This window comes from Mycoplana azooxidifex (genome assembly GCF_014196765.1).
GTDB classification, from domain to species: Bacteria; Pseudomonadota; Alphaproteobacteria; order Rhizobiales; family Rhizobiaceae; genus Mycoplana; species Mycoplana azooxidifex.
Genome location: NZ_JACIEE010000013.1, coordinates 154974 through 166650, shown reverse-complemented (window position 1 = coordinate 166650; position 11677 = coordinate 154974). Strand labels below are relative to the sequence as shown.

Sequence of the window (11677 nt, the reverse complement as noted above, 5' to 3'; positions counted from 1 at the left end):
ATCTGCTCGTCTGAAAATCTGCTCTTCTTCATTCGTCCGTCCTTTGAAGGGCCGGACTCTAATAACTTTTGGAGGGAATTTTTAGTGGCAGGTCATCAGGTGTTAATAAGCCCATCGAGTTTCCGTACCGAGTGTGGCCAGATCCAGTTTCTGATCACCGCCTCTCGCGGAGAAAACGCGGAAAGTGTGCTGAGCATTTCCACTATGGCCTCGCCGAATATCTCGGCCGACGCTGCGCGCCCGGTTTCGGCGTAATATATTGCAGCCCACACCGAAGTGCTGCGTTGGCTAGAACGGGTAGGCCAGCGAGCATGTATTCGGTCAGTATTGCCGGCGCACCATCATCGACGCCGCATACGACCCCGATCTTCGCCAGGTTCATCAAGCGATTGACCTCAGCATAAGAGACCCCTGGCGGTCCGACGAAATCGACGCTGATCTCCAACTCCCTCGCTTTTGAACGCAATGTGGGGCCTAGCTCTCCGTAGCCGAATACGCACATGGCGCGAACGGAGCGTGGGAGCGTAGCAAGTGCCTCGAACAGGATATCGTGTCGTTTATATGCTTGTGCGGAAGCGACATAGACAACGTCATACGGTTTTGGCCCTCCAAGCGGATAAAACATACTTTGAGAGGCAAACTCCGGCCCAATTGGCAGTATCAGTGTGTCCATCTCGGGATGCCGCAGCGTGACCTCTTCCGACTGGCATTGGGCACCGGTAAGAACTAACTGGAAATGCCGACTTACTTCGACCGGAATACGCCACGTCGGGGCATCTATGGAATTGTAAATCTTATAGCTGTCCTTGCATGCTGTAAGAATGTCCTCGCACACGCCGAGGCCCCAGACGCAAAGAACGGCGGGGGACCCGAACTTGATGATATGAGCCAGCATGTGGTTCGATGCAAACGGCGCTTGCGGCCCGTTCATCTGGAAAAAGCGGCGAATCAGATGAGGTTCATTCGTCACGTCCGGCGGCGGAGGTCTTTCGCTGCGCCAGTGGCTCCACACCTCTATCCTGTCGATAAGACCAGACTTAAGGCATGCAAGTGGCATTCGCTCGACATAGCTGCCAGCTACAATCACATTGTCGGCGTCTCCCCCGATGTGCCGCGGCTTTTCACCTAGGCTTCCCCACCGTCGTAGAAACTCCTCTGGGGGAGGTGCCGCGGACGCTTGCGGAAGTCCGTCCTGAAAGTCACTGATGACTACGAGTAGTCTTTCGCCCTTCCTCGTGATCATGACCTGTCGCCATATTGCGTTTATCGTCAAACTGACGTTGCGTTTATCGTCAAACTGACGCCCGCGGCCTTTGTTCCAAACCGCCCGGGGTATCGTGTCGTCAATGACCGAGTGAGCTCGTCTACTCCGGCCCTGGATGAGGGAAGCATCTGGTCGCGTCGCTGCAGTAGGAAGCGCGTGAGCAGGATTTCTGCGCACTAACGAAGACGCGGCATTGACGGGTTGGAGAGATTGTGGTCCGGACGTTACGCTGCGCCGACGAGGTCGGTCCGGAGGAATCGTACTTCAAGGGATAACGAAGGATCCGGACGCCGACCTCATGCCGCTCGTAGAGAAGCTGATGCCGAAGCGAAGGGTATAAATAGCTAGGTGAGCACACGAGTACGGCCGGCACCGCACTCGCGGCAGCAACGCCAATGGTCGCTCATCCACTGCCACGCCGGCCGCACCCTGAAAATATTTCCGTGGCGTGGGGACAAATGCGCCTCGCAGGGGCCTTGATTCTTGACGGCCTTATAGGACGAATGGGGGACGTCATCGCCGTCGGACTTCATGCGAGTTGGGGCGTGAACGCCGGCTACGCGAACGCGCATACAAAATTTGAGAAGTCGAGGGCCGTCCTGAAGGCAGCCACGACGATCATTGGAGGCGCGGAAGAAGAGCAAGAGTTGAGTGAGCAAGAATCGGAGGATGTTACAAAAGTCAACCAGAACGCCGACGATGCATTTGGCGGACGAGGCGAAACGGCCAAAAGCGCGACCGACATTCGGGCCTCCCTCTTCGGCGAACTGGCGGATTGCCACCGGAGGTCAGAGGACCGAAACGTTCTCTGCCTTCGACTTTCCTGTTTTGCGATCCTGACCGACTTCGAAGCTGACCTTGTCGCCCTCATGGAGCGAGCCGCCGCGCTCGAGCGACGAAACGTGGACGAATACGTCCTGTCCGCCATTGTCCGGGGTGATGAAGCCGAAGCCCTTGTCTACGTTGAAAAACTTTACGGTACCTGTCACCATTTGGCTGGTTCCTCTCGTGGCCTCTTCGGATCGCGAAGGAAACGTATAGCGATCGAGCGTGCCGTCAATATGCAGACATCTTTGCATGTGTTTCGGGTCTTGGATAGTGCGGTCCGCGATCTCCTTTAGGGATCATCTGTGACTTGTCGCGCGCAGCCCGGCGATCTCCAAGAAGGATCAAGCGCCCCTTGTGCTTCACCTGAGTGGCGTGACTCACAGGGAGGACAATCGAACCGCCACGTAGCCGTGGTAAGGAGCAGGAGGGCGGGGCGAGCCGTCCCGTCGACGAAATAGCGTCATCCGGCGTGTCAGGGTCTTGTTGTTTGCCGGCTGAAACCGCTTCCCGCAGATGAGAGGAACCATCCGGGACCCGAGCGGGTTTCAACTTTCGAGGTCGCGGCGTGTCAATCGGACACGACGGAGATGGTGAACGTAGCGATTTTTCCGATTTCTCGCTACGGGCAACGAAACGCCAGGCGAGCGCTCAACCTGTCCGCCGCGATCTCGTCCAACCAACACATAGATGATCTCCGCAATCCAAGGTCGTCGTAGCTCTGATGCTGGATGCAGATACAACAACGGCCGCGCCGACGTGTAACTTTTCGGGTCTTGGTGCGTTTCGGCTCCATTAACAAAGGGAGAGTGTCATGTCCGAGCGCGAACTCATCGATACGGGAACCGACAAGCGTTATGTTCGGCGTGATAAAGAGGGCCAATTCAAGCAGTCCGTCGACGCTCTCTGTCCGCTGACAAGCGCCAGAGCGCGAGGAATGACACGAGGCGGGACGAGGGCGACACGCGCGATCAGAAGCACTAGACCGTGAAAATCGCAACCTACAACGTCCATGGCGTCAACGGTCGCCTGGACGTTCTGCTTCGGTGGCTCAAACAGGCGTCGCCTGAAGTGGTTTGCCTGCAGGAACTCAAGGCACCTGATGAAAAATTTCCGGCAAAAGCGATAGAGGCCGCCGGATACGGAACTGTATGGCACGGCCAGAAAAGCTGGAACGGTGTCGCCATTCTCTCCCGGGACACGGGGCCACTGCTCACCCGTAGGGGGCTTCCTGGCGATCCCGACGACGCCCATAGTCGTTACATCGAGGTCGCAGTCGAGGGGATGATCATCGGCTGCTTGTATCTACCGAACGGCAATCCTTATCCCGGCCCAAAGTTTGAGTATAAACTCCGTTGGTTTCAGCGCCTTACCGCATATGCGGCCGAACTGATGGAACTGGGGGTGCCCGTCATTCTGGCTGGCGACTATAACGTCATGCCTACGGAACTCGATGTCTACAAACCGGAACGCTGGGTAGACGACGCCCTCTTCCGCGTCGAGGTGCGCGATGCCTACCGGCTACTCGTTGAGCAGGGCTGGACGGACGCGATCAGGGAGCTGCATCCAGGAGAACGTGTGTACACGTTTTGGGACTACTTCCGCAATGCGTTCACCAGAGATGCACGCCTAAGGATAGATCACTTCCTCCTCACGCAAGATGTCGCCGCGCGCCTTGTGAAGGCGGGCGTGGACCGGGAGGTGCGAGGATGGGAGCACACCAGCGACCATGCGCCAGCATGGATCGAGCTGTCGGAAAAGGCGATCAAAAGGAGGAAGCGGAATGAGAAATGACTGGCGCGAAGATGTTCGTGTAGCGGTTGAGAACCTGGTGGATAACGCGGTCACCGGCGGCGCGGTACAGGGGGAGGTTTACGCCGAGGTGCTCAAGGAGATCGAGCGTCTTAAAATCGCGGAAGAACGCGATCCCGACCCTTCAGAGGATGCACCCGAAAGAACAGTCGACGAGCCTGCAAACGACTGGCCTGGGGCCGATCGATAAGTCCACGCCCGGCTCAGCTCGTGTTCTTCACGAGCTTGTAGGCCATCTTCGTTTGCGCGATGAGCTTGAGCAGGCTCCCCTTACCAGTGCCGCCATGGCTCAGCCCAATCTTTTTGACGTCGTTGAGCTCGTTGTCACTTAACGAGCGCTCTCCCCGCCGTCGCGCTGCTATTTCCTCAACGAATGTCGGAACGTTGATCGGGAAGCGTTTCCCTCGCTCACGCGGGTCACCAGCAAATTGAAGGACGCGGCCTAATGGAAAATCCGACGACGAAATACCCCAAGCCACCTTTCGAGAAACAAACGCAGCCGTTCCCCGGCCTCGCAAGCAAGATGAACCCCAAGCCGGATCACGGCGAGACATCTTATAGGGGCTCCGGCAGGCTTGCGGGGCGCAAGGCCTTGATCACGGGAGGCGACTCCGGAATGGGGCGTGCGGCTGCGATCGCCTATGCTCGCGAGGGCGCTGACGTTGCCATCAACTACCTTCCCGACGAAGAGCCCGATGCAAAGGAAGTGATCGCGCTGATCAAAAAGGAAGGCCGCAAGGGCGTTGCACTGCCTGGCGATCTTCGTGACGAGGACTTCTGCACGCAGCTTGTCGAGGATGCCGTAGAGGCGCTTGGCGGCCTTGACGTCCTCGTGAACAACGCAGGCCGGCAGCAACAGGCCCAGTCGCTGTCCGACATCACGACGGAATCCTTCGACGCGACGATGAAAACCAATATCTACGCGATGTTCTGGCTGACAAAGGCGGCGTTGAAGCACCTTCAGCCGGGGTCTTCGATCATCCAGACGACATCGGTGCAGGCATACGACCCCTCGGAGAACCTCGTCGACTACGCGATCACCAAGGCTGCCGGGATGAGTTTCACGAAGTCCATGGCCAAGCAACTCGGCCCGAAGGGTATCCGCGTCAACGGTGTTGCGCCGGGCCCGGTCTGGACAGCGTTGCAGGTCGCGGGCGGCGCGACGATGGACAAGCTTCAGGAGTTTGGCGGTGAGACGCCTCTCGGCCGACCGGGACAGCCCGCCGAACTCGCCTCGATCTACGTCCAGCTTGCCGACAATAGCGCCAGCTTCTCGACGGGACAGGTATACGGGGCGGCCGGCGGCAGCGGCCAACCGTGAAAATGAAGACGCTGAAGTCCAACAGGAGGATTGCACCTTGAAAGCACTGACATGGCACGGAAGCGGCGACATTCGTTGCGAGGCCGTCGATGACCCGATTATCCAGGACGACCGCGACGCGATTATCAAGGTCACGAGTTGCGCGATCTGCGGTTCGGACCTTCACCTCTACGGCGGCTTCGTGCCCGGCATGCATGCTGGTGACGTCATGGGACACGAGACCATGGGCGAAGTTGTCGAAGTCGGCCGACGTAACGCCAAGCTCAAGGTCGGCGATCGGGTCGTTGTTCCCTTCACCATCTCCTGCGGTGAATGCCGCATGTGCAAGTGGAGCCTTTTCTCGCTTTGCGAACGTTCCAATCCTTCGGGTGCGGAACAGGCCAAACAGATAGGCTACCCCACCGCCGGCGTCCGTAACCGATCCTTCGCATCACTCTGGATTGGCTTCCAAACCCCGAAGGCAGTTATCCTGGTAACTGGCACCTGCGAGATAGAAACAGCAACTGCTCTGTTCATACCGGCCCTTCGCGCCTATGCGGTTTGCGCCCATCCCGGGAACATCAAGCACGCCATCGGCGGACTTTCCGCTGGCCGCGCGTTGCAATGAGCTTAGCTCTATCGTCGCCCCTACCGCTTAGGACTGATGAGGAGCCAACTTACGAGCCGACTACTTGCTTAGAGTTCCGTAAGGACCAGAGACCTACGCTGTCGATTGGTCAACCTTCCGCTCTTCTATTCACCACCGATGTTGCAATGGCCGTGAGAGCGAGATCGGTGGCTTGCTCCTCTTCAAGTGTCGATTGAAGAATTTCGGCTACCTCTTCGTAGCCGAGTTCCAGCGCCCAGGTTCGCAGGGTGCCATACCTTGACATTTCGTAATGCTCCACCGCTTGGGCCGCAGATAGAAGGCCGGCGTCCAGCGCCGGCGAACCTTTGTACTCTTCCATAATCTCGGCACCCTCATCGGTGATCCCGAGGATGGCGTCGCAAGTCTTTGCTTCGGGTTGAGCGCCGATCACGTTGAAGACCGCTTCGAGACGTGTCACGTGAATTTTGGTTTCGTCCAGGTGCTGACGAAACGCCGATTTTAGCTCCGAATTCGTTGCCGCCTGCTCCATCTCTGGAAGTGTGGCCACGATTTTCTGTTCGGCGAAGTACACGTCCTTCAACGTGTCGAGGAAAAGGTCTTCGAGCAATTTGGCCATGGTGTCGGTCCTTGATTCGTCGCGCGCCGGAAGCCGGGGCCGCTGTCTGGAACCAACTCGTTGTAGGAGGCAATGTTCCTCAGGTTTCCGTACAAAAGCTGATATCCCACCATCGAGATCGTCTCGCGGCTCGAGCCAGTAAAAAGGACCTATATATGGGTGGCGGATTTTGGACGGAGCCGACTGATCAGCGGGGCCGACGCATGCACTAACAGGATGGCCGTGCCCCCAATTAGGATGGCTAGCCCAGCCTGAATCGCGGACGTCGTGGTCCAGTGCAGGACCCCGGTAAGGTAGGCCGACGCGGCGCTTACGCCCTCGGCAATCTCGTCGATGAAATGTTCAGTCCCGTGGAATCCCAATTCGGCCAGTCCGTGGACGAGAATGCTACCACCGACCCAGAGCATGGCGGCAGTGCCAATCGTAGCGAGGATATTAAGAGAAACCGGGACCCCGACAACAAGGCTACGTCCCAACGCTCTCACAATGCCGGTGGAGGACCTGGCGAGCGCTAGCCCTACATCGTCCGCTTTGACGATAAGCGCAACGACACCGTAGACGGCAAGAGTAATCAGAATGCCCACTGATGCCAGGACCGCTGACTGCCTGTAGATATTGGAGGTGGCGACGTTGGCGAGGGTCAGCGTCATGATTTCAGCTGATAGTATGAAGTCCGTTCTGATCGCGCCGGCGACCTTCTGGTTTTCCAACGCGACCGGGTCGGACGTTCCCAGTACCGCGGCCTCGTGTTTGTGGGCGTCGTGCGGCGCGATGGCCTCATACAGCTTTTCGGCACCTTCGTAGCAAAGATAGACGCCGCCGACCATGAGAAGCGGCGTGATCGCCCACGGTGCGAAATAACCGAGGAAGATGCATGCCGGCAGAAGGAATAAAAGCTTGTTTTTCAACGACCCGAGCGCGATTTTGGCAATGATCGGCAGTTCCCGCGCTGGCGACAGGCCGACCACGTATCGCGGTGTCACCGCCGCATCATCGATCACGACCCCCGCCGCTTTCGCACCGGCTTTCGCTGTCTGGGCTGCGACATCATCCAGAGACGCGGCCGCGAGCTTCGCGATTGCGGGAACGTCGTCGAGAAGCGCGAGAAGTCCAGTTGCCATATAGGTTGTCCCTTTGGTCCATACGCAGTTGTCTAGGAACATCTGCCGTTTGGATAGAATGTAGCAGTGGCTCTGTCGCAAGCCCTTCTACCATGTCAACAGCGTCACGTCCTTCTGCGCTTACTGTCTTCGTCAGCAAAAGGGTCCTCGAAGACGATGAGTTACGCTGAAGGGTCATCGCATTCACACCGTATGCTCGATCCCGAGGTTGTGTTTTTCTGCGGGGTAGAAACGTGCTAGGAATGCTGACGAAGGGGCCATACATGTCAGTCATCGAGCGTAATCATGTCCAGACTCGGGGCGGGGGTTCCCGTGCGATGGTCTTTGCCCACGGTTTCGGCTGCGACCAGAACATGTGGAGGTTTGTGGCCCCTGCGTTCGAAGGCGATTTCAGGACAGTTCTTTTCGATCATGTGGGGGCCGGACGCTCCGATCTCGCGGCATATGACGCGGTAAAGTACGGCTCGTTGTCGGGATACGCCGACGATCTCGTGGAGATTGGGCGTGAACTCGGCCTTAGGGGTGGCGTCTTTGTCGGGCACTCGGTGAGCGCGATGATCGGAGTCTTGGCTTCGCTCAAGGCCCCGGAGATGTTCGAAAGCCTGGTTCTGGTCGGGCCTTCGCCTCGTTACATCGATGACGGAGAGTACATCGGTGGTTTCACCGCGACCGAGATCGATGAACTGTTGGCCTCTCTTGACGATAACCACATGGGCTGGTCGGCCACCATGGCTCCAGTGATCATGAGTAACCCGGATCGGCCCGAACTAAGCGATGAGTTGACCAATAGCTTCTGTCGAACCGATCCGGAGATCGCAAAGGCGTTCGCAAAGGTGACGTTCACTTCAGACAACCGCGCTGACCTGCCGAAAGTGACCGCACGGACCCTCGTGCTTCAGTGCCGGGACGACATCATCGCGTCGGAAGAAGTAGGGCGATATGTCAATGAGCAGTTGCCGAACAGTCAACTGGTCGTGCTCGAAGCGAGCGGCCATTGCCCGAACCTCAGCGCTCCACAGCAAGTGGTCGCCGCCATTCGGGACTTTGTATGATGATCGTGGCAAGCACCGCCGCACCAGGTCCGACGGAGGACCTGGATGACCTCTACGAGAACGCCCCTTGCGGCTACCTCTCGATCCAGCCCGACGGCCGCATCGTGAAGGTCAACAGAACCCTAGCGAATTGGATGGGCGTTCCTGCCCAGCAGCTTCTCGGTAAGCGCCTGCGTGATCTCCTGAACACGGCCGGCCGCATTTTCTATGAGACCCATTTCGCACCGCTCTTGCGTATGCAGGGGTATTTCAACGAGGTCGCTCTCGATCTGATCAAAGCCGACGGTACTAAGCTCCCTGTCCTCGCTAACTCTATGGAGCGCCGTGCCGAAGACGGGACACTGTTGTTCACCCGCGTGACTTTGTTTCAGGCCGTTGAGCGACGCCGCTACGAACGCGAACTCGTGGATGCCCGGGCAGCTGCCGATGCCGCAGGTGCCGCCATGCAAACTGAACTTGATACGGAACGGCAAGACGCCGAGCTGCGGGAACAGTTTATCGCCGTCCTCGGCCACGACCTCAGAAATCCACTGGCTTCGATCAACGCGGCTGCTCGGCTGCTCCGCAAGGAACCGCAGAACGACAAGGCAATCGAACTTCTCGACCTGATGCAGGGCAGCGTTTCGCGGATGTCCGGCCTAATCGACAACGTTCTGGACTTCGCAAGGGGGCGACTGGGTGGCGGCATGGGGCTGAACAGAGCGGTTCAACCGCTCGAACCCGTGCTGACGCAGGTGGTAGAAGAGTTGCGATCAATTTACTTGGGCCGCAAGATAAACGCGATGTTCAAACTTGAGACAAACATAGACTGCGATGTCGGCCGCATCGGTCAGCTGACGTCGAACCTGATTGCAAATGCCCTGGCCTATGGTGCGCCGAAAGAGCCTATCCGGGTTTCCGCCTCGATCTCAGACGGGCTGCTGGAAATCTGGATTGCTAACGGAGGCGACCCGATCCCTGCTGAGGCACAAGAAAGCCTTTTCCTACCCTTCTTTCGGGGAGAAAGAAAATCCGGTCGGGAAGGGCTTGGACTGGGCTTGCATATAGCCTCTGAGATTGCCCGCGCCCATGGCGGCGAGCTCGTAGTCAGGTCCGATCCCATGGAAACCCGCTTTACCTTCACCATGCCTGTGGCCTCAAAGACTGCGGACATCTGACATCTGCCATTCCGCGAGTCGTACTTCCTAGACAGCCCGAAGCTTAGGCATGGACGTCGTTGTCGTCGTCCCGAGGGAACTGGCCATTTGGCGTCAGTTCGTCGACGGCTGATGGAAGGTCACGGCTCAGACGGCTTAGAATTTCGTCAGGAGTAAGCCCTGTCCGCGAAGACAGCTCGTTCAGGATATTCGGACCGAGAACGTCGGAAAGTTCGTGACCATCGATTGGTCTGTTTTCTCCTGGCTGTACCCACGGCTTGACCGTTTCACCTCGACCTTTCTCGTCGAACTGCCGAAGTAGGTCGGCAAGCCCGCCAGAGAGTCCCCCCTCAGCAAGGCCGCCCAATAGGTCCCCGAGACCGCCGAACCCGCCGCCAGTTCCTTCGCCTGTCCGTCCCCATGTCGCCCATGCCGCCCCCGGATTGGGTCGGACCATCGGGACCTCAAGGATTTCGAAGGCTGCGCAGTAGTTCACCAATCTTATCCCGGTTCTGGTAGCCCGCAACGGCGACTACACCGAGCAAGGCTCGGTGCCGTGGTTGGAGATAAGCTCCGGGGCTGTGATCTCGTAAAAATAAAAAATTGGAACCCTCGTCACAGGTCAAGAAATTCGATCCCACGCCATGGTCGTCCAGCAAAAGACCGGTCGTCCGGTACAGTTTGAGATCACGACCGAAGTGAGGGCAAGCCAGCTTGCTTGGCTTGAACGAAGAGGTGGGACAGTTGACGACTACGCCCTTCCTCGTCGTGTCGATCATGCCGCCAATGGGGCCGCACGTCACACATCAATGTTTTCCTGTTTGCATATCGAGCTGGCGGCTACGCGCGCCCATATCGGCCGTTGCACTTATCATGGCCCGCCGCCAGAAGCGGACATTTAAGTAGCTACACGACCTAGCACCTTCGCGCGAAGACTGGCCTGGTTTCACTAGAAATCCCAGTCCTCGTCCTCGGTTGCCACCGCCTTGCCAATAACATACGAGGAGCCGGAGCCCGAGAAGAAGTCGTGGTTCTCGTCGGCATTCGGAGAGAGGGCCGAGAGAATCGCCGGGTTCACCTTGCAAGCCTCCGGCGGGAACAACGCCTCATAGCCAAGGTTCATCAGAGCCTTGTTGGCATTGTAGTGCAGGAACTTCTTGACGTCCTCGGTTAGGCCGACACCGTCATAGAGCGCCTCGGTGTACTTTGCCTCGTTGTCGTAGAGTTCGAGCAGCAGGTCGAAGGCGAAATCCTTGATCTCCTGCCGGCGTTCTTCGGAAAGCCGCTCCAGCCCGCGCTGGAACTTGTAGCCGATGTAATAGCCGTGTACGGCTTCGTCGCGGATGATCAGGCGGATCATGTCGGCGGTGTTGGTCAGCTTGGCGCGGCTCGACCAGTACATCGGCAGATAGAAGCCTGAATAGAACAGGAAGCTTTCGAGGAACACGGATGCGACCTTTTTCTTCAGCGGATGGTCCGAGGCGTACTGCTCCATGATCACTATGGATTTCCGCTGCAGGAACGCGTTTTCCTCCGACCAGCGATAGGCGTCGTCGACGTCGGGCGTCAGGCAGAGGGTCGAGAAGATCGAGGAATAGGAGCGTGCGTGCACCGCCTCCATAAAGGAGATGTTGGAGAGCACCGCCTCTTCATGCGGGGTGACGGCATCCGCCATAAGCTTCACCGCGCCGACACCGTTCTGGATCGTGTCCAGCAAAGTCAAGCCGGTGAAGACGCGGATCGTGAGTTGCTGCTCCTCCGGCTTGAGGGTGGCCCATGACTGGATATCATTCGATAGCGGTACCTTCTCCGGCAGCCAGAAATTACCGGTCAGGCGATTCCAGACCTCTAGGTCCTTTTCGTCCTCGATGCGGTTCCAATTGATGGCGCGAACGGCCGCAGTAGCCTTGGGGGCCTTGGTCTTGACTTGGATGTTCATTC

General features: G+C 58.0%; 12 protein-coding genes and 1 pseudogene. 6 read left to right on the top strand and 7 right to left on the bottom strand.

Annotated elements, in window-relative coordinates; genetic code table 11:
- Window positions 1–202: 202 nt before the first annotated feature.
- Both GGQ64_RS24965 and GGQ64_RS24960 read right to left on the bottom strand, forming a co-directional pair.
- Entirely contained in the window at window positions 203–1243 is a 1041-nt protein-coding gene (locus GGQ64_RS24965) for a glycosyltransferase (protein WP_246422920.1), read from the bottom strand.
- 809 nt (window positions 1244–2052) lie between these two features.
- The gene (locus tag GGQ64_RS24960; RefSeq protein WP_183808023.1) at window positions 2053–2256 is read right to left on the bottom strand and encodes a cold-shock protein; all 204 of its coding nucleotides are present in this window, start codon (window positions 2254–2256) and stop codon (window positions 2053–2055) included.
- 820 nt (window positions 2257–3076) lie between these two features.
- On the opposite strand from GGQ64_RS24960, the gene xth reads away from it, so the two are divergent.
- A complete protein-coding gene (gene xth, locus GGQ64_RS24955; protein WP_183808022.1) occupies window positions 3077–3883 on the top strand; it encodes an exodeoxyribonuclease III in 807 nt (268 codons plus the stop codon).
- Window positions 3873–4091, top strand: coding sequence for a hypothetical protein (locus GGQ64_RS24950; RefSeq protein WP_183808021.1), 219 nt, complete (start codon window positions 3873–3875; stop codon window positions 4089–4091). The genes xth and GGQ64_RS24950 overlap by 11 nt, the downstream gene beginning before the upstream one ends.
- 13 nt (window positions 4092–4104) lie before the next feature.
- On the opposite strand, the gene GGQ64_RS24945 is transcribed toward GGQ64_RS24950, so the two are convergent.
- Window positions 4105–4455, bottom strand: a complete 351-nt coding sequence (locus GGQ64_RS24945) for a hypothetical protein (RefSeq protein WP_183808040.1) — start codon at window positions 4453–4455, stop codon at window positions 4105–4107.
- On the opposite strand from GGQ64_RS24945, the gene GGQ64_RS24940 reads away from it, so the two are divergent.
- A complete protein-coding gene (locus GGQ64_RS24940) occupies window positions 4347–5222 on the top strand; it encodes an SDR family oxidoreductase (RefSeq protein WP_183808020.1) in 876 nt (291 codons plus the stop codon). The genes GGQ64_RS24945 and GGQ64_RS24940 overlap by 109 nt on opposite strands.
- Before the next feature lie 37 nt (window positions 5223–5259).
- Window positions 5260–5634: pseudogene (locus GGQ64_RS24935) on the top strand (alcohol dehydrogenase catalytic domain-containing protein); the annotation flags it as partial.
- Window positions 5635–5938: 304 nt separating this feature from the next.
- On the opposite strand, the gene GGQ64_RS24930 reads toward GGQ64_RS24935, so the two are convergent.
- Entirely contained in the window at window positions 5939–6427 is a 489-nt protein-coding gene (locus GGQ64_RS24930; protein WP_183808019.1) for a YciE/YciF ferroxidase family protein, read from the bottom strand.
- A gap of 149 nt (window positions 6428–6576) precedes the next feature.
- Window positions 6577–7548, bottom strand: coding sequence for a DUF808 domain-containing protein (locus tag GGQ64_RS24925; RefSeq protein ID WP_183808018.1), 972 nt, complete (start codon window positions 7546–7548; stop codon window positions 6577–6579).
- Window positions 7549–7811: 263 nt separating this feature from the next.
- On the opposite strand from GGQ64_RS24925, the gene GGQ64_RS24920 reads away from it, so the two are divergent.
- Entirely contained in the window at window positions 7812–8600 is a 789-nt protein-coding gene (locus tag GGQ64_RS24920) for an alpha/beta fold hydrolase (protein ID WP_183808017.1), read from the top strand.
- Window positions 8600–9757: a PAS domain-containing sensor histidine kinase gene (locus tag GGQ64_RS24915; RefSeq protein ID WP_183808016.1), complete on the top strand. Its 1158-nt coding sequence runs from the start codon at window positions 8600–8602 to the stop codon at window positions 9755–9757. Before GGQ64_RS24920 ends, GGQ64_RS24915 begins: the two co-directional genes overlap by 1 nt.
- A gap of 43 nt (window positions 9758–9800) precedes the next feature.
- On the opposite strand, the gene GGQ64_RS27945 is transcribed toward GGQ64_RS24915, so the two are convergent.
- Together GGQ64_RS27945 and nrdF are read right to left on the bottom strand one after the other, a co-directional pair.
- Window positions 9801–10193, bottom strand: a complete 393-nt coding sequence (locus GGQ64_RS27945; protein WP_183808039.1) for a YidB family protein — start codon at window positions 10191–10193, stop codon at window positions 9801–9803.
- A 492-nt stretch (window positions 10194–10685) separates the two neighbouring features.
- Entirely contained in the window at window positions 10686–11675 is a 990-nt protein-coding gene (gene nrdF / locus GGQ64_RS24905; RefSeq protein WP_183808015.1) for a class 1b ribonucleoside-diphosphate reductase subunit beta, read from the bottom strand.
- Window positions 11676–11677 lie beyond the last annotated feature (2 nt).

Bases quoted from the DNA above. Each gene is read 5' to 3' on its own strand.
- GGQ64_RS24940 (WP_183808020.1), top strand. From the start codon at position 4,347: ATGGAAAATCCGACGACGAAATACCCCAAGCCACCTTTCGAGAAACAA.
- GGQ64_RS24930 (WP_183808019.1), bottom strand. From the start codon at position 6,427: ATGGCCAAATTGCTCGAAGACCTTTTCCTCGACACGTTGAAGGACGTG.
- GGQ64_RS27945 (WP_183808039.1), bottom strand. From the start codon at position 10,193: ATGGTCCGACCCAATCCGGGGGCGGCATGGGCGACATGGGGACGGACA.
- nrdF (WP_183808015.1), bottom strand. From the start codon at position 11,675: ATGAACATCCAAGTCAAGACCAAGGCCCCCAAGGCTACTGCGGCCGTT.
- GGQ64_RS24950 (WP_183808021.1), top strand. From the start codon at position 3,873: ATGAGAAATGACTGGCGCGAAGATGTTCGTGTAGCGGTTGAGAACCTG.
- GGQ64_RS24960 (WP_183808023.1), bottom strand. From the start codon at position 2,256: ATGGTGACAGGTACCGTAAAGTTTTTCAACGTAGACAAGGGCTTCGGC.
- GGQ64_RS24965 (WP_246422920.1), bottom strand. From the start codon at position 1,243: ATGATCACGAGGAAGGGCGAAAGACTACTCGTAGTCATCAGTGACTTT.
- GGQ64_RS24920 (WP_183808017.1), top strand. From the start codon at position 7,812: ATGTCAGTCATCGAGCGTAATCATGTCCAGACTCGGGGCGGGGGTTCC.
- GGQ64_RS24925 (WP_183808018.1), bottom strand. From the start codon at position 7,548: ATGGCAACTGGACTTCTCGCGCTTCTCGACGACGTTCCCGCAATCGCG.
- GGQ64_RS24945 (WP_183808040.1), bottom strand. From the start codon at position 4,455: ATGTCTCGCCGTGATCCGGCTTGGGGTTCATCTTGCTTGCGAGGCCGG.
- GGQ64_RS24915 (WP_183808016.1), top strand. From the start codon at position 8,600: ATGATCGTGGCAAGCACCGCCGCACCAGGTCCGACGGAGGACCTGGAT.